Source organism: Exiguobacterium sp. s121 (assembly GCF_018617245.1).
In the GTDB taxonomy this organism is placed as follows: domain Bacteria; phylum Bacillota; class Bacilli; order Exiguobacteriales; family Exiguobacteriaceae; genus Exiguobacterium; species Exiguobacterium profundum.
Map to the genome: position 1 here is coordinate 1022134 of NZ_JACSJV010000001.1, position 19948 is coordinate 1042081.

General features: G+C 48.9%; 23 protein-coding genes. 17 read left to right on the forward strand and 6 right to left on the reverse strand.

The genetic code is table 11. From position 1 onward, the window contains the following. Positions 1–24: 24 nt before the first annotated feature. Genes KOG47_RS05210 through KOG47_RS05235 form a run of 6 tightly spaced genes read left to right on the forward strand, consistent with a single transcriptional unit; the run spans position 25 to position 6961 of the window. Positions 25–1146, forward strand: coding sequence for a Glu/Leu/Phe/Val family dehydrogenase (locus KOG47_RS05210; protein WP_159562454.1), 1122 nt, complete (start codon positions 25–27; stop codon positions 1144–1146). Between the two features lies 1 nt (position 1147). After that, on the forward strand, positions 1148–2239 hold the full coding sequence (buk, locus tag KOG47_RS05215) for a butyrate kinase (RefSeq protein WP_215243843.1): 1092 nt from the start codon (positions 1148–1150) through the stop codon (positions 2237–2239). Beyond that, positions 2223–3632: a dihydrolipoyl dehydrogenase gene (lpdA, locus tag KOG47_RS05220; RefSeq protein ID WP_215243844.1), complete on the forward strand. Its 1410-nt coding sequence runs from the start codon at positions 2223–2225 to the stop codon at positions 3630–3632. The genes buk and lpdA overlap by 17 nt, the downstream gene beginning before the upstream one ends. A gap of 12 nt (positions 3633–3644) precedes the next feature. Next, a complete protein-coding gene (locus KOG47_RS05225; protein WP_374193974.1) occupies positions 3645–4652 on the forward strand; it encodes a thiamine pyrophosphate-dependent dehydrogenase E1 component subunit alpha in 1008 nt (335 codons plus the stop codon). After that, positions 4652–5629, forward strand: coding sequence for an alpha-ketoacid dehydrogenase subunit beta (locus tag KOG47_RS05230; RefSeq protein WP_012726557.1), 978 nt, complete (start codon positions 4652–4654; stop codon positions 5627–5629). Before KOG47_RS05225 ends, KOG47_RS05230 begins: the two co-directional genes overlap by 1 nt. Positions 5630–5641: 12 nt before the next feature. Beyond that, the gene (locus KOG47_RS05235) at positions 5642–6961 is read left to right on the forward strand and encodes a dihydrolipoamide acetyltransferase family protein (RefSeq protein WP_251131805.1); all 1320 of its coding nucleotides are present in this window, start codon (positions 5642–5644) and stop codon (positions 6959–6961) included. Positions 6962–7001: 40 nt separating this feature from the next. Here the strand turns inward: KOG47_RS05235 and KOG47_RS05240 are convergent, their stop codons facing one another. From KOG47_RS05240 to KOG47_RS05250, 3 genes are all read right to left on the reverse strand, one after another. Continuing rightward, entirely contained in the window at positions 7002–7217 is a 216-nt protein-coding gene (locus tag KOG47_RS05240) for a hypothetical protein (RefSeq protein ID WP_214690776.1), read from the reverse strand. 16 nt (positions 7218–7233) lie between these two features. Continuing rightward, the gene (locus tag KOG47_RS05245; protein WP_215243845.1) at positions 7234–7611 is read right to left on the reverse strand and encodes a hypothetical protein; all 378 of its coding nucleotides are present in this window, start codon (positions 7609–7611) and stop codon (positions 7234–7236) included. Positions 7612–7729: 118 nt separating this feature from the next. Beyond that, a complete protein-coding gene (locus tag KOG47_RS05250) occupies positions 7730–8503 on the reverse strand; it encodes a sporulation protein (protein WP_012726553.1) in 774 nt (257 codons plus the stop codon). Between the two features lie 99 nt (positions 8504–8602). On the opposite strand from KOG47_RS05250, the gene KOG47_RS05255 reads away from it, so the two are divergent. The 8 genes from KOG47_RS05255 to KOG47_RS05290 all read left to right on the forward strand — a co-directional run bounded on the left by KOG47_RS05255 (position 8603) and on the right by KOG47_RS05290 (position 14344). Then, complete coding sequence (locus tag KOG47_RS05255) at positions 8603–9787, forward strand: class I SAM-dependent methyltransferase (RefSeq protein WP_214690779.1); 1185 nt, start codon at positions 8603–8605, stop codon at positions 9785–9787. A gap of 35 nt (positions 9788–9822) precedes the next feature. Beyond that, a complete protein-coding gene (locus KOG47_RS05260; protein WP_012726551.1) occupies positions 9823–10251 on the forward strand; it encodes a BrxA/BrxB family bacilliredoxin in 429 nt (142 codons plus the stop codon). A gap of 56 nt (positions 10252–10307) precedes the next feature. Continuing rightward, entirely contained in the window at positions 10308–10649 is a 342-nt protein-coding gene (locus KOG47_RS05265) for a DUF952 domain-containing protein (RefSeq protein ID WP_012726550.1), read from the forward strand. Positions 10650–10831: 182 nt separating this feature from the next. Next, positions 10832–11623 (forward strand): transporter substrate-binding domain-containing protein, encoded by a 792-nt coding sequence (locus KOG47_RS05270; RefSeq protein WP_031423361.1) that lies wholly within the window; start codon positions 10832–10834, stop codon positions 11621–11623. Between the two features lie 59 nt (positions 11624–11682). After that, entirely contained in the window at positions 11683–12342 is a 660-nt protein-coding gene (locus tag KOG47_RS05275) for an amino acid ABC transporter permease (protein ID WP_012726548.1), read from the forward strand. Continuing rightward, on the forward strand, positions 12339–13061 hold the full coding sequence (locus KOG47_RS05280; RefSeq protein WP_031423364.1) for an amino acid ABC transporter ATP-binding protein: 723 nt from the start codon (positions 12339–12341) through the stop codon (positions 13059–13061). Before KOG47_RS05275 ends, KOG47_RS05280 begins: the two co-directional genes overlap by 4 nt. 30 nt (positions 13062–13091) lie before the next feature. After that, positions 13092–13766, forward strand: coding sequence for a metal-dependent hydrolase (locus KOG47_RS05285; RefSeq protein WP_012726546.1), 675 nt, complete (start codon positions 13092–13094; stop codon positions 13764–13766). A gap of 2 nt (positions 13767–13768) precedes the next feature. Next, positions 13769–14344, forward strand: a complete 576-nt coding sequence (locus KOG47_RS05290; protein ID WP_159562448.1) for an HD domain-containing protein — start codon at positions 13769–13771, stop codon at positions 14342–14344. Between the two features lie 34 nt (positions 14345–14378). Here KOG47_RS05290 and fadH read toward each other — a convergent pair whose 3' ends face one another. Both fadH and KOG47_RS05300 read right to left on the reverse strand, forming a co-directional pair. Beyond that, positions 14379–15143 (reverse strand): 2,4-dienoyl-CoA reductase, encoded by a 765-nt coding sequence (gene fadH, locus KOG47_RS05295; protein WP_214690782.1) that lies wholly within the window; start codon positions 15141–15143, stop codon positions 14379–14381. 158 nt (positions 15144–15301) lie between these two features. Then, entirely contained in the window at positions 15302–16372 is a 1071-nt protein-coding gene (locus KOG47_RS05300) for an N-acetylglucosaminidase (RefSeq protein WP_251131806.1), read from the reverse strand. Positions 16373–16449: 77 nt separating this feature from the next. Here KOG47_RS05300 and KOG47_RS05305 point away from each other — a divergent pair, with 77 nt between their 5' ends. After that, positions 16450–17439, forward strand: a complete 990-nt coding sequence (locus KOG47_RS05305; RefSeq protein ID WP_012726542.1) for an aromatic acid exporter family protein — start codon at positions 16450–16452, stop codon at positions 17437–17439. Positions 17440–17621: 182 nt separating this feature from the next. Continuing rightward, positions 17622–18749 (forward strand): M20/M25/M40 family metallo-hydrolase, encoded by a 1128-nt coding sequence (locus tag KOG47_RS05310; protein ID WP_215244188.1) that lies wholly within the window; start codon positions 17622–17624, stop codon positions 18747–18749. 45 nt (positions 18750–18794) lie between these two features. On the opposite strand, the gene KOG47_RS05315 is transcribed toward KOG47_RS05310, so the two are convergent. Further along, a complete protein-coding gene (locus KOG47_RS05315) occupies positions 18795–18968 on the reverse strand; it encodes a hypothetical protein (protein WP_012726540.1) in 174 nt (57 codons plus the stop codon). Positions 18969–19041: 73 nt separating this feature from the next. Here KOG47_RS05315 and rnz point away from each other — a divergent pair, with 73 nt between their 5' ends. Then, the gene (gene rnz / locus KOG47_RS05320; protein WP_215243846.1) at positions 19042–19947 is read left to right on the forward strand and encodes a ribonuclease Z; all 906 of its coding nucleotides are present in this window, start codon (positions 19042–19044) and stop codon (positions 19945–19947) included. The last annotated feature ends 1 nt before the right edge of the window (position 19948 follow it).

The following is a 19948-nucleotide window of genomic DNA, read 5'->3' on the forward strand; positions in this document are numbered from 1 at the left end:
CGTACTTAACAGGAGGAATTAATCATGATGGAAACAAACACAGAGCCACGCTTCCGTATTTTTGATGTCTTACAATCTGAGGACTATGAGCAAATCGTATTTTGCCAAGACCAAGCGTCTGGACTAAAGGCGATCATCGCCATCCATGACACGACGCTCGGGCCAGCTCTCGGTGGACTACGTATGTGGAACTATGAATCAGAACAAGAGGCACTCACGGATGTATTGCGTCTCGCAAAAGGAATGACATATAAAAATGCTGCAGCGGGTCTCAACCTTGGGGGCGGGAAGGCCGTCATCATCGGAAATGCGAAGACAGATAAATCAGAGGCGCTCTTCCGTGCATTCGGACGATATGTTCAATCTCTTAGTGGTCGTTATATCACGGCTGAAGATGTAAATACAACAGTTGCCGACATGGACTTCATTCACATGGAAACGGATTACGTCACGGGCGTCAGTCCTGCATTCGGTTCAAGTGGTAACCCTTCACCGGTCACGGCATATGGTGTGTATCGTGGAATGAAAGCTGCTGCGAAATGGAAATTCGGGACTGAGTCGCTCGCAGGGAAAACCGTCGCTGTTCAAGGTGTTGGAAACGTTGCCTACAACTTGTGCCGTCACCTCCACGAAGAGGGTGCTCATTTGATTGTGACCGACATTAATGAGGAAGCACTCAAACGTGCCGAAGCAGACTTTGGTGCGACGGTCGTCAAACCAGATGAGATTTATGCGGTCGAATGTGATATTTTTGCACCATGTGCTCTCGGTGCCGTCATCAACGACAAAACGATTCCGCAATTGAAAGCACAAATCGTCGCAGGCGCTGCCAATAACCAATTAGCAGAAGATCGTCACGGAGACGTGCTCGATGAGAACGGAATCCTTTATGCACCAGACTTCGTCATCAATGCAGGTGGTGTCATCAACGTCGCGGACGAACTTGAAGGCTACAACCGTGAACGGGCAATGAAGAAAGTCGAACTCATTTATGACAACATGATGCGCGTCTTTGAGATCGCAGAACGTGATGGTGTACCAACGCATGTAGCGGCCGATAAGATGGCGGAAGAGCGGATTCACATGATGTCGCGTTCACGCAGCCAGTTCCTTAAAGTTGAAAAAAGCATTCTAGGGAGACGCTAAGATGACAAAACGGCTAATTCTTGCAATCAACCCAGGGTCGACCTCGACGAAAGTTGGATTGTTTGATGGGAAGGAAGAAGTGATGACACGTACGGTCCGACATTCAATCGATGTGACGGGTCTCACACTTCCAGAGCAGTTGCCTCATCGTGAGCAAGAAGTACGCGCCTTGTTAGAAGAGACGGGCATCGCGGTCAATGATTTGACCGCGATCGTCGGTCGTGGTGGCTTGCTTGCACCGATGACGTCAGGAACGTATACAGTCAACGATCTCATGCGTGAAGATTTGACGAGCGGACGTTTCGGGATGCATGCATCGAATCTCGGTGGTCTAATCGCTTCGAAAATCGGTGGGGCTGAAGGGATTCCTAGTTTCATAGTGGATCCAGTCGTCGTCGATGAGATGGACGAGTTGGCCCGAAAGACCGGCATGCCAGAAATCAATCGTCGTAGCATTTTCCATGCCCTCAATCAAAAGGCTGTCGCGAAACGATTCGCGGCTGAAAATGGAAGCGATTACAATGAAATGAATCTTATCGTTGCGCATCTTGGTGGGGGAATCACAGTCGGTGCCCATGCGGCAGGTCGAGTCATCGACGTGAATAATGGTCTCGACGGAGATGGACCGCTCGCGCCGGAGCGGGCAGGTTCGATTCCTGTTGGACAGGTAGTAGAACTATGTTATAGTACCAGGTATAAAGAATCGGAAATGAAAAAGAAAATTGTCGGTCAGGGCGGCCTATTTGCTCATCTCGGTACGTTCGATGCCATTGAGATTGAGCAGCGGGTGGAATCAGGTGATGATGAGGCGAGACTGTTGTATGAGACGATGGCTTATCGTGTCGCTCAAGAGATTTCAAAACACGGCGCGACATTATGCGGTCGTGTGGATGCCATCTTACTGACGGGCGGGATTGCATATTCCGAGTGGCTGACTGAAAAAATCAAGGAGCGTGTCACTTATCTCGCGCCGGTACACGTATATCCGGGTGAAGATGAGCTTAAAGCGTTGGCTGAAGGTGCACTTCGCGTCATCGAGAAGGAAGAGACCGCACGAGTTTATGAGGGGGATACACATGGCACGAGAATTTGATGTTGTCGTCATCGGTGGAGGACCAGGAGGATATGTGGCTGCAATCAAGGCGGCCCAGGCAGGGAAATCTGTCGCAATCGTCGAGGCGAGAAAGTTAGGCGGCACCTGTTTACATAGAGGTTGCATCCCGACGAAGGCACTTTTAAAAGCTGCACATGTCTATCAAACGGCGAAGCAAAGTGCGACGTATGGCGTGGAGACGGGAGATGTGACGTTCAATATGGAACGCGCTCAAACGTATAAACGTGATCTTGTGGCTGGTCTTGAAAAGGGAATCGAGCATTTGATGAAACAAGGGAAAATCGAAGTGTTTCGCGGAAAAGCCTCGATCCTTGGACCAAGCATCTTCTCACCTCAACCAGGGACTGTATCCGTTGAAGATGAAAGCGGTGAATCAGAACTGATCTTGCCGAATCAATTGATTATCGCGACAGGGTCGATTCCTCGTGAACTTCCTGGATTGCCGTTCGATCACAAGCGGATTTTGAATTCAGACGACCTCCTCAATTTTGAAACGCTTCCTGAATCGATTGCGATTGTCGGTGGCGGGGTCATCGGAGTGGAATGGGCGTCCATGCTCGTCGATTTAGATGTGAACGTGACGTTGATCGAAGTAGGAGATCGATTACTCCCACTCGAGGACAAGGCAGTCTCCCGTGAAGTGGAGCGTCTATTGAAGAAGCGTGGCGTCCGTGTGAAGAAGAGCGTGACGGTCGACGCTGAACGAACATTGATTCACGAAAATGCAGTGGAGATTGCTGTCGGGGAAGAGATGTTACAAGTAGACTGTGTCCTCGTCTCGGTTGGCCGAGTTGCCAACACGGAAGACTTAGGACTTCAAAACACTTCTATCGTCGTAGAGAACGGCATCATTCAAGTCGATAGTCAGTATCGGACGAAAGAACGTCATATCTTCGCAATCGGGGATTGCATCGGGAAGTTACAACTCGCCCACGTCGCGTCGGCAGAAGGTGTGAAAGCGGTCGAGACGATTCTTGGTCTTGAGCCGACACCGCTTGATTACGCGCTCATTCCACGCTGTGTATACAGTGTCCCTGAAGTCGCTTCGGTCGGCTTGACAGAAGAAGCGGCAAAAGATGCCGGACATCATGTGAAGACGGGGACGTATCGATTCAACGGACTCGGGAAAGCGCGGATTGAAGGACAAGCCGACGGATTCGTCAAACTCGTTTCGGACAAAGAAACAGACGACCTTCTCGGTGTTCATATCGTAGGACCGAAAGCGACCGAACTCATCACAGAAGGTGGACTCGCGCTCGTCTTGAACGCGACGGCTTGGGAGATGGGACAACTTGTGCACCCGCATCCTGCACTGAGCGAAGCCTTCCAAGAAGCGGCTCTTGCCGTCGATGGATTACCGATTCACGCCTAAGGAGGAACAAGGATGGAACAGATGACTGTAAACTCATATGAAGAGCTTGGTTTAACGAAACAAGATTTATTGGCGATGTACGAAACGATGGTACGTGCTCGCAAAATCGATGAACGGATGTGGAAGTTGAACCGCGCCGGAAAAATCCCATTCGTCGTCTCATGTCAAGGACAAGAAGCGGCGCAAGTCGGTGCGGCGTTCGCACTCGAGAAAGGAATCGACTACGTCTTGCCTTACTATCGTGATGTGGCGGTCGTCCTTCACTTCGGTCAAACATCAAGAGATTTAATGTTATCGGCATTCGCGAAAGCGGAAGATCCAAACTCAGGTGGTCGTCAGATGCCTGGTCACTTCGGTTCGAAAGAGCATCGCATCGTAACGGGTTCGTCTCCGGTCACGACACAAGTCCCTCATGCAGTCGGGATCGCACTTGCGGCGAAGATGAAAAAAGAAGAACTCGTCACGTTCGTTTCGTTCGGAGAAGGGTCTTCGAACCAAGGAGACTTCCATGAAGGCGCAAACTTTGCAGGTGTCCACAAGTTGCCGGTCATCTTGTTCTGTGAGAATAACAAGTATGCGATTTCGGTTCCGCTTACGAAACAGTTGGCATGTGAGCGCGTATCAGACCGTGCAAAAGGTTACGGCATGCCAGGTGTGACAGTCGACGGGACAGACCCGATCGCCGTCTATGCGGTCGTGAAGGAAGCGCGTGAACGTGCACTTCGCGGAGAAGGACCGACATTAATCGAAGCAGAAGTTGAACGTCTCGTGCCACACTCATCGGATGACGATGACAAAGCGTACCGTTCAGCTGAAGAATTGGCTGGGTTAAAAGAGCGGGATGGTATTCAATTGTTCCGTCAACGACTTGTGAACGACGGAATCGCAACGGCGGAGACACTTGCTGAAATCGATGCACAAATCGATGCTGAAGTGAATGAAGCGACGACATATGCGGACAAAGCACCGTATGCATCGCCTGAATCTGCACTAGATTACGTCTATGAGGAGGAAAAATGATGAAAACGTTTATCGAAGCGATCAATGAAGCGATTCATGAAGAAATGGAGCGCGACGAAAACGTCTTCGTCGTCGGGGAAGACGTCGGCGTTCGTGGTGGTGTATTCCGAGCCACTCAAGGATTGATTGAAAAGTATGGAGAGGATCGTGTCATCGACGCACCGCTCGCTGAGAGTGCGATTGCCGGAGTCGGGGTCGGAGCTGCCATGTACGGCATGCGACCGATCGCAGAAATGCAATTCGCAGACTTTATCATGCCAGCAGTGAACCAAATCGTTTCAGAAGCGGCAAAAATTCGGTACCGTTCAAACAACGATTGGACGTGTCCGATGGTCATCCGAGCTCCTTTCGGTGGGGGCATTCACGGGGCACTCTATCACTCGCAATCGGTCGAGGCGATGTTCAGTTCGACGCCAGGTCTGAAAGTCGTCATTCCATCAGACCCAGTCGATGCGAAGGGGTTGTTGAAAGCAGCAATCCGTTCGAACGACCCTGTTCTTTTCTTTGAACATAAGCGCGCCTATCGTCTTTTGAAGGCAGACTTGCCGACGGACGAATATACGGTTGAAATCGGTAAGGCTGCGGTTAAACGGGAAGGTGACGATATCACGATCATCACGTACGGTCTTTGCGTGCATATGGCACAAGAGGCTGCGAAAACGCTCGAAGAAGAAGGGATCAGCACGCACATCCTCGATCTTCGTACCGTCTACCCGCTCGACCAAGAAGCGATCATCGAATCGGTCAAGAAGACAGGTAAAGTGCTACTCGTGACAGAGGACAACAAAGAAGGAAGCATCATCGGAGAAGTGGCGGCGATTATCGCGGAGAAGGCGCTCTTCGAACTCGATGCGCCGATTGAGCGTTTGGCTGGCCCCGATGTGCCGGCAATGCCGTATGCACCACCGATGGAAAAATTCTTTATCGTATCCCCAGAAAAAATTGCCGAGCGCGCGCGTCAGCTCGCGGCGTTTTAAGGAGGCATCTCTATGGAACAAACGATTACCATGCCCCAACTTGGGGAGAGTGTGACAGAAGGCACGATCACGACCTATCTCGTCAAACCGGGCGACCGTGTGGAAGAGTATGAACCACTCGCGGAAGTCATGACGGATAAAGTGACGGCCGAGATTCCGGCGACTAGCGCGGGAGTCGTCAAAGAGTTTCTCATTCCAGAAGGGGAGACCGTCAGCGTCGGGACACCGGTATTGACGATGGAAGTTGAAAGTGCGGAGGAAGCCGTAGTTGAGACGAAGACCGAACCGATTGCAGAAACGACACCTGCAGAACCCGTCTCTAAGCAAGCGGTCGCCACTACTCCGAAAAAACAAAGTGGAAACGGTCGATACTCACCTGCTGTCATCCGACTCGCCAACGAGAATGATATCGATTTGAATGAACTGAGCGGAAGCGGTCTAGGCGGTCGGATCACGCGGAAAGATATTCTTCGTTACTTATCAGAAGGACGTCCGGCATCGACTTCTGAGAAAGCGACACAAGCACCTGTCCAAGAGACGATGGTACAAACAAAGATGGACGTTCCGACTGAAGCGCCACGTCCTGTCGTTGAACCGTCACAACCGGTCGCATCATCCTCGACGTCATCTGGACGTTATGAATCGATTCCGACAGCCGGGGTACGTCAAGCGATTGCGAACAATATGGTCCGCTCGAAGCATGAGGCGCCACACGCATGGCTCATGATTGAAGTGGATGTGACGAACCTCGTTGAAGCCCGTGCGAAATTGAAAGACGAGTTCATGAAACGGGAAGGCGTCAAATTGACGTTCATGCCGTTCTTCATGAAGGCTGCCATCGAAGCATTGAAGAAGTATCCGATGATGAACTCGGAATGGGCAGGAGATCACATCAAAGTTCACCAAGACATCCATCTCTCGGTAGCCGTCGCGGCAAACGACGCCCTTTACGTACCGGTCATTCGCCAAGCGGATGAGAAGAACATCAAAGGTCTCGCCGTGGCCCTTCAAGACGTTGCAACGCGAGCGCGTGAGAACCGTTTGAAGGCAGAAGAGATGCGTGGTGGGACGTTCACCATCAACAACACAGGTGCATTTGGTTCGATCCAATCGGCACCGATTTTGAACTACCCACAAGCGGCAATTCTATCAGTCGAGTCGATCGTGAAGCGTCCGGTATGGATGAATGGAATGTTTGCGGCACGCGATATGGTCAACCTTTGTATGTCGGTCGACCACCGTGTCCTCGACGGTCTCGTCGCAGGTCAGTTCTTGCAAGCAATCAAACAATCGCTCGAGTCAATCGACCCGAACACATATACCGTATATTGATTAAAAAATGGAGACGCTCCCAGTGGGGCGCCTCCATTTTTCATGAGTTATAGCCAAGGAATACCGTGAAGACGAAGCTTGCGGCTGAGATCAGTAGGAGAAGGAACGACAAGGACATGCCTATTGTGACGAGTCCTTTGGAGAGTCGTTGTTTGGATTTATAGAGTGAAAATGCAAACACGAGACTGAATAGGCCGAGCGTCGCGAATAGTGTAAGCGGGATTGCTCGGTCTTGGAGTAACTGAAGTAAATGCAACGTTGAATCATCCTTTCTAATCAAGCGCCTTCTGAAATCGTCGTTGATAGGCAAGATACATCAATCTGCTGACTACGACGAACAGGAGGAAGATCCAGTATATAAAGACATAGTTTAATGAAAATGCAGAGACCCCATCATGTCTGACCGAAGAAATCCAAAGCAAAAGGAGTGAGGCAGGGAAATGAATCAATAGTACAAGATAGGGCATGAACTTCATGAAGGATAAGGCGTTTGTCGACGGATTGCGCATGAGACACATGGCAATCGAACCAATCAGCACTTCGAGCCCACCAAGCGTGAAGAAAGCGAGTGAATCAGAAAGACTAGTCTCTAGAATCGGTAAGGCAAGCGTTGCAAGACCGAAACTCCCAATCATTATTAAAGCAAACAAGATGTAGTCACCTCCAGAAAAGGGTTGATTCCATATGTTGATTGTAAAATAATGGATTATCAAATTCAATACCTCAGAAAAACACGCCATTCATAGAAATGGCGTGTCAGTGAGTTCCTCAAATCGATTGTTCAATCATCGATTCGATGTCGCGACGGACTTCGGCAACTGATAAACGTGCGACGTCATATCGCACACGGTGCGTTGATTCGTCTGAACCCGTCAAATCGGCGAAAAGGCTTCCGAGGTCGTGGACACTGCGGTCGACTTGAATGAGAAGTTCAATCGAACCCTCTTCTTGTAAGATGACGACCTCTACTTCGTCCAATTGTCGACCGAAGCGTGAACCGTTCGCTGAATACTCGAGTTCTTGTGCAATCGGGAGGCGCCCAGAACGATGGCGTGCCGGAAGCATTTCCGTGTCGGCTTTCTTCAAACGGAATCCGAGCTCGTCCATCGCATCTAAAATGACTTGTTGAGCCGCATTCGGTTGTACGGTGATCGCATCCTCATCTTTCGGATCGACGGCTTGGGCGATGTCGAGTCCGGTCTCAATCCATGATTTCGATTGACTCACAGAGAGTGGCGTATTGAACGGGACGTTGACTGTGAACGGGATCTCTTTCACTTCTCCAGGACCAATCATAAACGGTGCTTCATTCAATAAAATTTTTTCGATCGTGAACGTCGAGTATGTCGATTTATCGTTCACCTCATGTTTATACAACGTGTTGAAGAAGAGATAGATGCTATCGACGGATTGTTCGACCGAACCACCTTCGATATGGACGACTCCAGTGAGTTCTCCACCCGGTGTACAGTGGCTTTCATTCAAGCGTGTGTCGACTTTTGCGGCACCGATTCCGATTGATGATAAAATCTTTTTAAACATATGTGTATCCTCCTTTGACGTAACGTCGTCTTCGTGTAATAGTATGTACGGATAGGTGAAACGATATGTTTCAAAATTTCTAAAAAAGGATTGAATCCATTGGAATATAAAGCGTTACAAGAACGTCTCGCAGACGTCTTACAATCAAATCATCTCGTGTCGGCGACCATCAGTCAACCCCGTCAAAAATCTAGCGATCTCAGACGGGTCAAATTGAAACCGGTCATGTTACGAAATGCGTATCATATCCAGTTCGAGTATCAGTATGAGCGGGTGATGAACCATAAAAACTTGACACCAGATGAGGCTGTCACGGAAGTGAATGAGCTTCTCGAAACGTTCCGACAAGGACAGTTTCAGTTAAAAGATTCCGACCTCCAGTTCCAATTATCGAAAAAGTTCAAAGTGACATTGAAAGAAAAGCAGACGGCTCAAAAAGAAGTTCAACTGAGTCACAATCGTGAAAAACAATATGTGCTCCCGCTTGACGAGCCAGTTCCGTTTCTCATTCGACTCGGCATTCAGTCAGCGGACGGGAAAGTGAAGCGTCAAAAGTATGACAAGTTTAAACAAATCAACCGCTTCCTTGAGTTCATTGAGGACTCGCTTAAACACTTGCCGACAGACCGTACCGTCCGAATCTTGGATTTCGGTTCAGGGAAGTCGTATTTGACGTTTGCGCTCTATCATTTCCTTCATGAGATGAAAGGATATGACGTGCATATCACAGGACTCGATTTGAAGAAAGAGGTCATCGAAGAGTGTGCATCGATTGCGAAAGATCTTGGATATGAACGACTCGAATTCTTAGTCGGAGACATTAATGAATATGAAGGGGAAACAGCTGTTGACATGGTCGTGACCCTTCATGCATGTGACGTGGCGACCGATATGGCATTGGCACGTGCTGTCCGTTGGGGCGCGAAAGTCATCTTAAGCGTCCCGTGTTGTCAAAAGGAATTGAATCGTCAAATTCAAGCACCGAATCTAGACGTGATGCTTCAGCACGGATTGATCAAAGAACGGTTCGCCTCACTCGCGACCGATTCGATTCGGGCTGAACTGCTCGGTCTTGTCGGGTATGATGCCCAGCTGCTCGAATTCATCGACCTCGAGCACACCCCGAAAAATATCATGATTCGTGCCTACTTGACGAACCGCCAGGCGACTGCTGAGACGAAGACACGTTACCTCGCCTTTAAACAAATGTTACAGGCAGATCCGTTCTTAGAACGGGAATTGAGCGATAGACTTGTCCTCGAGGTAGAACAAGACGTAAAATAAGGGTGTACAGACGAAATGTCGAAAGGGGAAACAACATGGATTTTCAATTATATTTTCAAGATGTAGTCGAACAAGCGCGTAACGAAGTACGTGCTGCAGGATACACAGAGCTCACGACACCGGAAGAAGTAGACGGTGCGCTGAAAAAAGAAGGGAAGACACTCGTCCTCGTCAACTCGGTTTGTGGGTGTGCAGGCGGGATTGCGCGTCCAGCTGCTGCATATGTGAACAAAATGGAAGGTGTGAAGCCTGATCATTTCGTGACCGTGTTTGCTGGTCAAGACCGTGAAGCGACAGATCGTGCACGTGAGTATTTTGAAGGATATGCACCGTCTTCACCATCAATCGCGCTTCTTGAGGATGGCAACATCGTGACGATGGTAGAGCGTAGTGAAATCGAGTCATCGACTGCTGAAGAACTCGTTGACCAGTTGCAAACATTGTTCGACATCTACTTCGCATAATCAAGCATCGGCGCAAAGGCACTGCCTTTGCGCTTTTGTGAAAAGGGGCAGGGTATATGGAACCAGTCATCAAAATCATGACGGAGGCAGAATATATGATTGCCCTGTCACGCGGTGAAATCAATGAACCGTCACTTCAATCGGAAGGGACGATTAAATGTTGTACGCCGCAACAGATTGGAAAAGTCGTCAAAAAATCGTATCCGGGAGAAGCGGTCGTGCTCGTTTCGTTGCACGTCAATCGTCTCGGACAGCTGTTACATTATGAGCTGGATGAGGATGGAGAACGTTACCCGCATGTATACAGTGCTATCCCCATGACTTCTGTCAAACAGGTGCAACCGTACGGGTCGCGCGACAATGGAACGGTCACATATTTCGCTTTCGAGCGAATGTGACCTTCTTTTTTTGTATGAATTGCATGAATATACTTTACAAGTAATAATTATGTGTATATAGTGGTTGAAGACACAAGTCGGACAACTGATGTGTCATAGAACAGTTGAGCTACGTTCACACATATGTCATAATTTTGTTAAAGTTCTGATAATTATCATTCAACTACGAAAGGGAGATGAAGATGAAAAAAGGTTTTCTAGCATTATGTTTAGCAGGACTGGCCGCGTTCTCAGTCGCATGTGGGGCAGACGTGAACGAAGGAGGATCGACATCGACCGATGGTGAGGATGACAAAGTCATCGTCATGGGTACGAGTGCCGATTACTTCCCATATGAGTTCGTCGATACAGCGAATGGCGACGAGATTGTCGGATTTGATATCGATATCGCCAAAAAAGTGGCAGAGAACATGGGATATGAATTGAAAATTGAAGATATGGATTTCGGAAGCTTACTTGGGGCCCTCAATGCAGGTCGAGTCGACTTCGTCATGGCGGGGATGACTCCGACAGAAGAGCGTAAAGAAAATGCCGATTTCTCAGATATTTATTTCACAGCAGTGAACTTGATCTTGTCAAAAGATGATTCACTTCAATCACTTGAAGATTTGAAAGGCAAAAAGATTGGTGTCCAACTCGGTTCGATTCAAGAAGGAATCGCAAAGGATCAAATCGCAGATGCTGAAATCGTCTCGTTGAACAAGATTCCTGAGATCATTCAAGAAATTAAGACAGGACGTATTGACGCGATGGTCATCGAAGATACGGTCGCGAAAAAATACCTCGAGCAAGACAGTGAATTGACGACATTTGAGATCGTGGACGAAGAAGAAGCGGGTTCTGCTGCTGCCTTCCGTAAAGATGATGAACTCCGCGATCAATTCAACGAAGAGTTGAAAAAGATGATCGACAGTGGAGAAATCGAAGAGTTAGCACAGAAATGGTTTGAAGAAGAGGCTGCACCAGCCGAATAATGAATCGTACGAGGCTGACTGAAGATGAATCGGTCAGCCTTTTTTAGGAGGAACTTACTATGGATTTTAGCCGGATTTATGATTCGATCCCGTACATACTTGAAGGGATTCCAGTCATGTTCCAAGTTGTCATCGTCTCGGCATTGATCGGAATCTCACTTGGGATTGTTGTCGCTACATTAAAAATTGTCCCGAATCGTCTGATTAACTTTATCGGGCATGCTTATACGGCGGTGTTCCGTGGGACGCCACTCATTTTGCAACTCGCCATCATCCACTTCGGATTGCCGCAACTGACGGGATATATCACGACACCGTACCAGTCAGCGGTCATCGCCTTCTCGCTCAACTCGGGGGCGTATATTTCAGAGATTATTCGAGCGGGTATCCAAGCAGTAGATAAAGGACAGTGGGAGGCTTCGGATGCTCTTGGCGTCCCGTATGTCAAACAGTTACGTTCCATCATCTTGCCACAGGCGTTCAAGAACATCTTGCCTGCTCTTGTGAACGAGATGATCACGTTAACGAAAGAGTCTGCCCTCGTCTCGACGGTCGGGGTGCTTGATATCATGCGTCGTGCGCAAATCGTCGGTGGGCAGAAGGCAATCTACTTCGAACCGCTTCTATTCGCCGGTGTGATATACTTTACGATAGTGATGATCTTGACGTATCTTGGACAACGTCTAGAAAAACGGTTAAGAAAGAGTGATGGAAGATGATCGAAGTAAAAGACCTACACAAACAATTTGGTGACTTAGAAGTGCTAAAAGGAATCACGACGACGATCGAGCGTGGTGAAGTGGTTGCTGTCATCGGACCGTCCGGGTCTGGTAAATCGACATTTCTACGCTGTTTAAACATGCTTGAGATTCCAACGAGCGGTACGGTCAGTGTCGACGGATTCGAGCTCACGAAAAAAGGGGCGAACGTCGCGAAGGCGCGTCAAAACATCGGAATGGTATTCCAACAGTTCAACTTGTTCCCTCATATGAGCGTATTGGACAATTTGACGTATGCACCAATCAACGTCTTAAAAGTCAGCAAGGCGGAAGCGCTGGAACGTGCGAAGAAATTACTGGAACGTGTCGGCCTTTCTGAAAAAATCGATGCCTATCCGAGCCAACTCTCGGGTGGACAAAAACAGCGTGTCGCCATCGCGCGTGCCTTGGCGATGGAACCGAACGTCATGTTATTCGATGAACCGACATCTGCACTTGACCCGGAGATGGTCAATGAAGTACTTGATGTTATGAAAGGATTGGCCGAAACGGGAATGACGATGGTCGTCGTCACACACGAGATGGGCTTTGCCCGTGAAGTGGCAGACCGTGTCCTCTTCCTCGACGAAGGCATCCTGATGGAAGAAGGTAAGCCGGCTGACCTGTTATTAAACCCGCAAACAGACCGAGCGAAACGTTTCTTGGAGAAAGTGTTGTAATCTGATTTCACATGGGAAGGATGAAAGCAAATGAACATCACGTACTACGGACATGCGACGGTAGGGTTTGAAATTGATGGTGTAAATGTGTTGATTGATCCGTTTTTGACGAGCAACCCGCATACAGACGTGGATCCATCCACGCTACGCCCAGACTATTTGTTGCTCACACATGCTCATTTCGATCACATTGAGGATGTCGAATTGATTGCGAAAGCATCTGGCGCGACGATTGTTGCGACGCATGAGCTCGCGACGTATTACGAGAAAAAAGGATTCTCCGTCCATGGGATGAATATCGGGGGAGGTCATGCCTTTCCGTTCGGACGCGTCACGATGACGCAAGCGTTCCACAGTTCGAGCTTTGACATGGGAGACACACCGGTCTATATGGGGATGCCTGCCGGATTCATCATCGAGACGAACGAACTGACGGTCTACCACGCTGGAGACACGAGTCTCTTCTCCGATATGAAGATGTACGGTGAACGGTTTGAAATCGATGTCGCGTTCCTTCCAATCGGAGACAACTTCACGATGGGGCCAACAGACGCTTTAGATGCGGCGCAGTGGCTTCAAGCGAAACGTGTCGTTCCAATCCACTTTGATACGTTCCCGCCGATTAAACAAGATGCTCAGGCGTTTTGTGACCAATTGCACCGTCGAGGTCTCTTGATTGAACCGAATACGACGATCGAGATTTAAGCATGGACGTGATTCAAGCGACGCGAGAGTTCATCGGAACGATTCATGCAGATGACGCGTCGGGTCATGACGTCGCCCACATTACGCGTGTCGTCCGACTAGTGGAACGTTTAATGGAGGATGAACCGGTCAATCGGACGGTTCTCCTCCTCTCGGCATATTTACACGACGTGGAAGATCATAAGCTCGGTCGTCCGAACGGTCTCGTCAAACAGCATCTGTCCTCAATTGACATCACTGAAGAGCAAGTGGACTTGGTGATGGCGGTGATTGATGAGGTCTCCTTCTCAAAAGGCAAGACCCCAACGACCCGGGAAAGCGAAATCTTGCAAGACGCCGACCGTCTTGATGCGATGGGGGCCATCGGGATTGCGCGAACGTTCCAGTTCGCGGGTTCTCGCAAAACTCCGCTTGATTTGTCGGAAGAGAGTGCCATTCAACATTTTCATGACAAGCTGTTGAAGCTGGCGTCGATGATGCATACCGCAAAAGCAAAACAACTAGCGATGTCACGTCATGCTTTCATGCAGCAGTTCCTAGAACAGTTTCATGAAGAATGGGATGGGGTGGACATATAAAAGGACGACCGAGTATATTCGGTCGTCCTTTTGATTAGAATGGATGCTTGTTCAACCAATGACCACCGTCAAGAGAGATGCAATCCCCGTTTAAATAGCGCATGTCGTCTGATGCCATCCAGTAAGCGAGGTCCGCGATCTCTTCCGGTGTCCCAAAACGTCCAAGTGGGACGTTACGGCGAATACGCTCTACTTCTTTTACGTGGGAGACGAGCTTTTCAGCGCCGCCTGTCCGTTCAATCGGTCCAGGACTGATGGCATTGACCCGTGCGCCGAATTGATAGCCCCATTCAACCGCGAGTGTTCGCGTCAAGTTCAAGACCCCTGCTTTCGCTGCCGCACTCGGTGCGACACCAGGACCTGCCTGCCACGCATAGGAAGCGACCATGTTGATGATGGAGCCGCCACGGATTTCATCTGCTTCCCAATGTTTCCCGAGAACATGGGTGCAGTTGAATGTCCCGTTCAAGACAATGTCGATGACACTTGCCCAACCATTAGGAGATAAATCAAGGGTCGGACACACAAAATTTCCGGCAGCATTGTTGACGAGTGCGTGAACAGGTCCATAAGCGGATACGATGTCAGCCAGTGCTTTCGCGCATCCTTCATAGTCACGAACGTCATGTTGCACACTCATCGCCTGACCTGCATCGATTGAATTCAAATCGTTCATCGCTTCTAGTAGTCGTTCCTCGTTTCGACCGCTGATAGCGACGTTCCATCCTTCCTGTTTAAATTTTAATGCCATCGCTTTCCCCATGCCGGACGATCCCCCGGTAATCCAAATCGTTTTCATCTTAATTCCCCCTCAAAAATGAATGGTCGTTCATTTATACTATTCGTCTTGTGATGTGAAAATCCTTCAATAAGATGTTGATTCATATTGAATCATTCCTTTGTCCTGAAACGTATACAGACGTCAAGCAGCCCGACTCGTATGAGCCGGGCTGCTTTTCATTGAATTTTTTTCAAGTACTTCAAACCGAGTTCACGGTCAATCGTGTACATTGTACCAGCAACTTTCTCGCCCCAGTATGGATCGGATGCATAGAAGATATTGATGCCTTCCTGCTTGTTCCCGGGATAATCGCCACGAGCGTACGGCCCTGTGACATATTTAGTCGCAAACAATTCAGCAGCAGCTTGTACGCTGGCGTCAATTGTTTTAAAGGATGTCGCATTCCCGCTCGGGTCGTCATCTGTCGCGCGGAACCCAAATAGGTTCCGCTTGTCTCGAGCGATATCGGACGTTCCAAATCGGGACTCATGCCCGGCAACCGCCAGCAGGAATAAGGCATTGATGTTATACGTATCTTCTGCCCGTTTAAAGGACTTTCCTTCCCCAGCGAGCGGTGAATCGATCGACGTTAAATATTGATCGAATTCTTCAGCCGAATATGGAGACGACGTCCGAATCGATGCAAATTGATAAGGAGAATCAAAGACGTCTTGGACACGTTCTGTGTAAAAACGGTCATCCGAGCGTTTCTCGGTCGGGCCTACAAGGAATGTACCAGCGAGATTGGCGTTCGCTTCCACCGTATGGTAGACGTCACCATCCCGAATCTCGTAATATCCACGTCTCTTCACAACCGCTTCAGGGAATAACGCCATTTGATCCGGTTTGACATACACATCTGCCCCGGAGATTCGTACTTTGAGGTGACCCTCTCCACGTTCAAGTAGCTGAAGTCTCGTGCCGCCAGCGACATAGGATTGTCGTGTTTTAAATGATGCATCTTTATATAAGTTTGTGATAGCATCACTCGGAGTGACGACGACTCCGGTACCTGTAAAATCGAGTACTTCTCCAGACGGGGAGAATAGCGTCCGGTTCTTACCGGCCGTCATGTATCGTTTTGCTTCTGCGAGAGATTCGAACGACCTCGTGACACGGTCGCCATTCGTCACCGTTTCGACGGTATAGGTGTCTTCACGGGAAGATTGAATCCATAAAAAGGCTGCGATGGCGAGACTAAGTGTCGCAATCATCGGCCAAACCTTAAGTCTTTTCTTTCGTTTCAATCAAATCACTTCCAAACTTTTGAATTGCCAAACGAGTTGATTTAGTCAACAATTTGATGGAGAAGGGGGAAATTAGTATGAAAATTGGAACGCGGACGTTAAAGACCGCGGTCGCAGCAGGTATCGCGATGCTCATTTCCGAAACAATTCATCTCGATTATTTTGTATTTGCAGCCATTATCGCCATTTTAAGTATTCAAGAGACGCGTAAAAAATCGATTCGCGCCTCCTATGAACGAGTCATGGCAAGTCTTCTCGCCATCGGAATGGGTGCGGCGATGTTCACGCTACTCGGCTATTCACCGGTGACACTCACACTTTATTTTGTCATCTTCATCCCACTCGTACAACAGTTGAAACTGCAAGACGGGCTCATTACGAGTGTCGTCATCTTGACCCATCTTTACACCGAGGCACAGTTTACACTGGAGTTATTTATCAATGAGCTATTGCTCATTGCGATCGGTGTCGGTGTCGGGCTCGTCGTCAACATGTACATGCCGACGCTCGACCGTGAGATTGAACGGATTAAAGAGAATATCGACCGCTCGCTCGCAGTACTGTTTTATGACGTGGCGGCATGTGTCGAGACGGGCGTCTATAACAACCACTCGATGATGCTCATCAAGACACGGGACTATCTGAAAGAGGGGAAAGATTTAGCCCTTCGCCGTATGGGAAACTCAATCGGAAAGCGGAATGAAGACATGGACTATCTATACTTCCGGATGCGTGAACGGCAGTATGATATTCTCAAACGAGTCGCGGATAACGCCAGAGAAATCACGATGGTCGTCAATGAAGCGAAACCGGTCGCGACGTTCTTACGTCGAGTCGGGGACCATGTGAACGAGCAGGCCGATGCCTCCGTCTTTCTACAGGAGCTTGAAGAGATGATTGAGCATTATCGAAAAAACGTACCTCTCCCCACGACGCGTGAGGAATTCGAGGTACGCTCATCCTTATTGAATATTTTATCTGATGTAAAAAGTTACTTGATCTTGAAAGAGCGATACATCTTGCTCTTAAAAGAACATGGTCATGCTCGAGAGAAACGTGCTGATTAAAAAGATTGAGACGATGACGACGACGCCGATTTGAATGATGCGTTGTCGTCTTTTCTGTTTTTTCTTCATGGTCTGCCTCCATATACGTGTTTGCCATCATTGTACAGAATGGAAAAGATTCGTGCAATCCAGGGGAGTTTGATATAATGGTCAAGAAATGTTTGGATGGAGGGATGTTGTTTATGGTAAACGAGACACGCGTGCTCGACACATTTTTAGGATTGGTCGGCATCGATTCAGAAACGAAGGAAGAAGCGGTCATCTGTGAACATTTGAAAGCTGTATTCACAGAGCTTGGCTGCGACGTCTATGAGGACGACGCATCAACGAAGACGGCACACTCTGGTAACAACTTGATCATCACGTTGCCTGCAACGAAAGAAAATGTTGATCCGATTTACTTTACGGCTCACATGGATACGGTCACTCCAGGTAAAGGAATCAAGACGAGCATCAAAGACGGATATGTCGTCACGGATGGTACGACGATTCTCGGGGCAGACGACAAGACGGGCCTCACGGCGATGATCGAACTCGTGCGAGTATTGAAGGAAAAGCAAATTCCACACGGTCAAATCCAGTTCGTGATCACGGTCGGGGAAGAATCAGGTCTCGTCGGTGCGAAAGTATTGGATTTATCGAAAATCGATGCGAAGTTCGGTTTTGCCCTTGATTCGGATGGACCTGTTGGAGACATTATTGTCGCCGCTCCGACACAAGCAAAAGTGAACGCGAAGATTTATGGAAAAACGGCTCATGCTGGTGTCGCACCGGAAAAAGGAATCTCGGCGATTCAAATCGCAGCGAAAGCCATCGCGAAGATGCCGCTCGGTCGTATCGATGAAGAGACGACAGCCAACATCGGACGTTTCGAAGGGGGTCGCGCGACAAACATCGTGTGTGACTATGTCGAAGTTCTTGCTGAGGCCCGTTCGCTCATCCATGAGAAGATGGAGAAACAGGCAGAAACGATGAAACAAGCCTACATCGAGGTCGCTGAGTCGTTCGGTGGTCGTGCCGAAGTGGACATCGACATCATGTATCCTGGATTCAAGTTTGAGGAAGGGGACGAAGTCGTTGAGGTGGCGAAACGTGCGGCTCAGACAATCGGACGTCCGACTCGAATCTTACACTCAGGAGGCGGTTCGGATGCGAACGTCATCGCCGGTGGAGGAATCCCGACAGTCAACTTGGCGGTCGGCTATGAAGAGATTCATACGACGAACGAACGCATGCCACTTGAAGAGTTATACAAACTCGTCGAGTATGTCGTGACGATCGTCGAAGAAGTCGCATCACCTAAGCAATAAAAAAGAGCCGACCATTCGTCGGCTCTTCGTATGTGTTCGTACTCGTTATGCTGCGAACTCCAGTGATTCTAAAATCAACTCGTCTGTGCAATGAAGTTCGATCGCTATGTCGTGAATGCGGATAGAGGTGCCTTGTTCCTGTTGGTGCAAGCGATTCATCAAAGCTGCGCGTTCTCGAATCGTCTCATAAATCGATTCGGGTTGTTCTGCCTTGGTCATCACAAATCACATCCTTTTCAGCGATTACGTCAAGTATAGCATGGAACGGCTTGAAGAAAGGAATTAAATATTTATGAAGTTACAGTTTTTAGGAACTGGGTCGGGGATGCCTTCGAAACAGCGCAACGTATCGGGGCTAGCTCTCGATTTATCGAACGTGACCTGGCTGATTGATTGTGGCGAGGGCACGCAACACCAAATGCTCTATACGAAAATCAAACCGAGAAAAGTGACAGCGGTATGGGTGACGCATCTTCATGGTGACCATGTCTTCGGATTGCCCGGATTCTTATCGACTCGTTCGGCACTCGATGGAACCGCCCCCTTGACCGTCTATGGGCCAAAAGGATTGAAAAAATGGCTTGAAGCTACTTTGCGTGTCACAGGCTCACATCTAGGATACGAGCTGACCGTGATCGAGTACTCGGACGGGGACACATTCATACAAGACGACCATCTCGTCACTGTGCGAAAATTAGAGCATCGGTTCCCTTCATTCGGTTTCCGAATCGATGGTCCAGAAAAACCGGGCATGCTACGCGTCAATCTTGTAAGAGAACTCGGTATTCCAAGTGGACCGATTTATCGAACCATCAAAGAATCAGACCGATTTGAATTTGAAGGAAAATGGTATGACTCTAAAGAATACGTCACTGAACCGATTCCGGGAAAAATCGTAGCGATTTTAGGAGATACAATCCCTTGTGAGAACGCGCGGAAGTTGGCGGATGGAGCGGACCTCCTCGTTCACGAGGCAACGTTTATGGAGGCGGAACAAGCGCTCGCTCGGAAGTATGGTCACTCGACGACACGTGAAGCGACCGCGCTAGCGAATGCGTGTGCCGTCGGCAAGCTGATTGTGACACACATCTCAGCGCGCTATGTCGGGCGAGAGGAAGAATTTGTTCAAGAAGTCGTGTCGGATTTTCCATCGAGTCTCGTTGCGACGGACTTTTTAGAATATACAGTGGGGGATTGAT

Excerpts from the sequence above, each read along its gene's own strand:
- KOG47_RS05210 (WP_159562454.1), top strand. The coding sequence starts at position 25 with ATGATGGAAACAAACACAGAGCCACGCTTCCGTATTTTTGATGTCTTA.
- buk (WP_215243843.1), top strand. The coding sequence starts at position 1,148 with ATGACAAAACGGCTAATTCTTGCAATCAACCCAGGGTCGACCTCGACG.
- lpdA (WP_215243844.1), top strand. The coding sequence starts at position 2,223 with ATGGCACGAGAATTTGATGTTGTCGTCATCGGTGGAGGACCAGGAGGA.
- KOG47_RS05225 (WP_374193974.1), top strand. The coding sequence starts at position 3,645 with ATGGAACAGATGACTGTAAACTCATATGAAGAGCTTGGTTTAACGAAA.
- KOG47_RS05230 (WP_012726557.1), top strand. The coding sequence starts at position 4,652 with ATGAAAACGTTTATCGAAGCGATCAATGAAGCGATTCATGAAGAAATG.
- KOG47_RS05235 (WP_251131805.1), top strand. The coding sequence starts at position 5,642 with ATGGAACAAACGATTACCATGCCCCAACTTGGGGAGAGTGTGACAGAA.
- KOG47_RS05250 (WP_012726553.1), bottom strand. The coding sequence starts at position 8,503 with ATGTTTAAAAAGATTTTATCATCAATCGGAATCGGTGCCGCAAAAGTC.
- KOG47_RS05260 (WP_012726551.1), top strand. The coding sequence starts at position 9,823 with ATGGATTTTCAATTATATTTTCAAGATGTAGTCGAACAAGCGCGTAAC.
- KOG47_RS05265 (WP_012726550.1), top strand. The coding sequence starts at position 10,308 with ATGGAACCAGTCATCAAAATCATGACGGAGGCAGAATATATGATTGCC.
- KOG47_RS05270 (WP_031423361.1), top strand. The coding sequence starts at position 10,832 with ATGAAAAAAGGTTTTCTAGCATTATGTTTAGCAGGACTGGCCGCGTTC.
- KOG47_RS05275 (WP_012726548.1), top strand. The coding sequence starts at position 11,683 with ATGGATTTTAGCCGGATTTATGATTCGATCCCGTACATACTTGAAGGG.
- KOG47_RS05280 (WP_031423364.1), top strand. The coding sequence starts at position 12,339 with ATGATCGAAGTAAAAGACCTACACAAACAATTTGGTGACTTAGAAGTG.
- KOG47_RS05285 (WP_012726546.1), top strand. The coding sequence starts at position 13,092 with ATGAACATCACGTACTACGGACATGCGACGGTAGGGTTTGAAATTGAT.
- KOG47_RS05290 (WP_159562448.1), top strand. The coding sequence starts at position 13,769 with ATGGACGTGATTCAAGCGACGCGAGAGTTCATCGGAACGATTCATGCA.
- fadH (WP_214690782.1), bottom strand. The coding sequence starts at position 15,143 with ATGAAAACGATTTGGATTACCGGGGGATCGTCCGGCATGGGGAAAGCG.
- KOG47_RS05305 (WP_012726542.1), top strand. The coding sequence starts at position 16,450 with ATGAAAATTGGAACGCGGACGTTAAAGACCGCGGTCGCAGCAGGTATC.
- KOG47_RS05310 (WP_215244188.1), top strand. The coding sequence starts at position 17,622 with ATGGTAAACGAGACACGCGTGCTCGACACATTTTTAGGATTGGTCGGC.
- KOG47_RS05315 (WP_012726540.1), bottom strand. The coding sequence starts at position 18,968 with ATGACCAAGGCAGAACAACCCGAATCGATTTATGAGACGATTCGAGAA.
- rnz (WP_215243846.1), top strand. The coding sequence starts at position 19,042 with ATGAAGTTACAGTTTTTAGGAACTGGGTCGGGGATGCCTTCGAAACAG.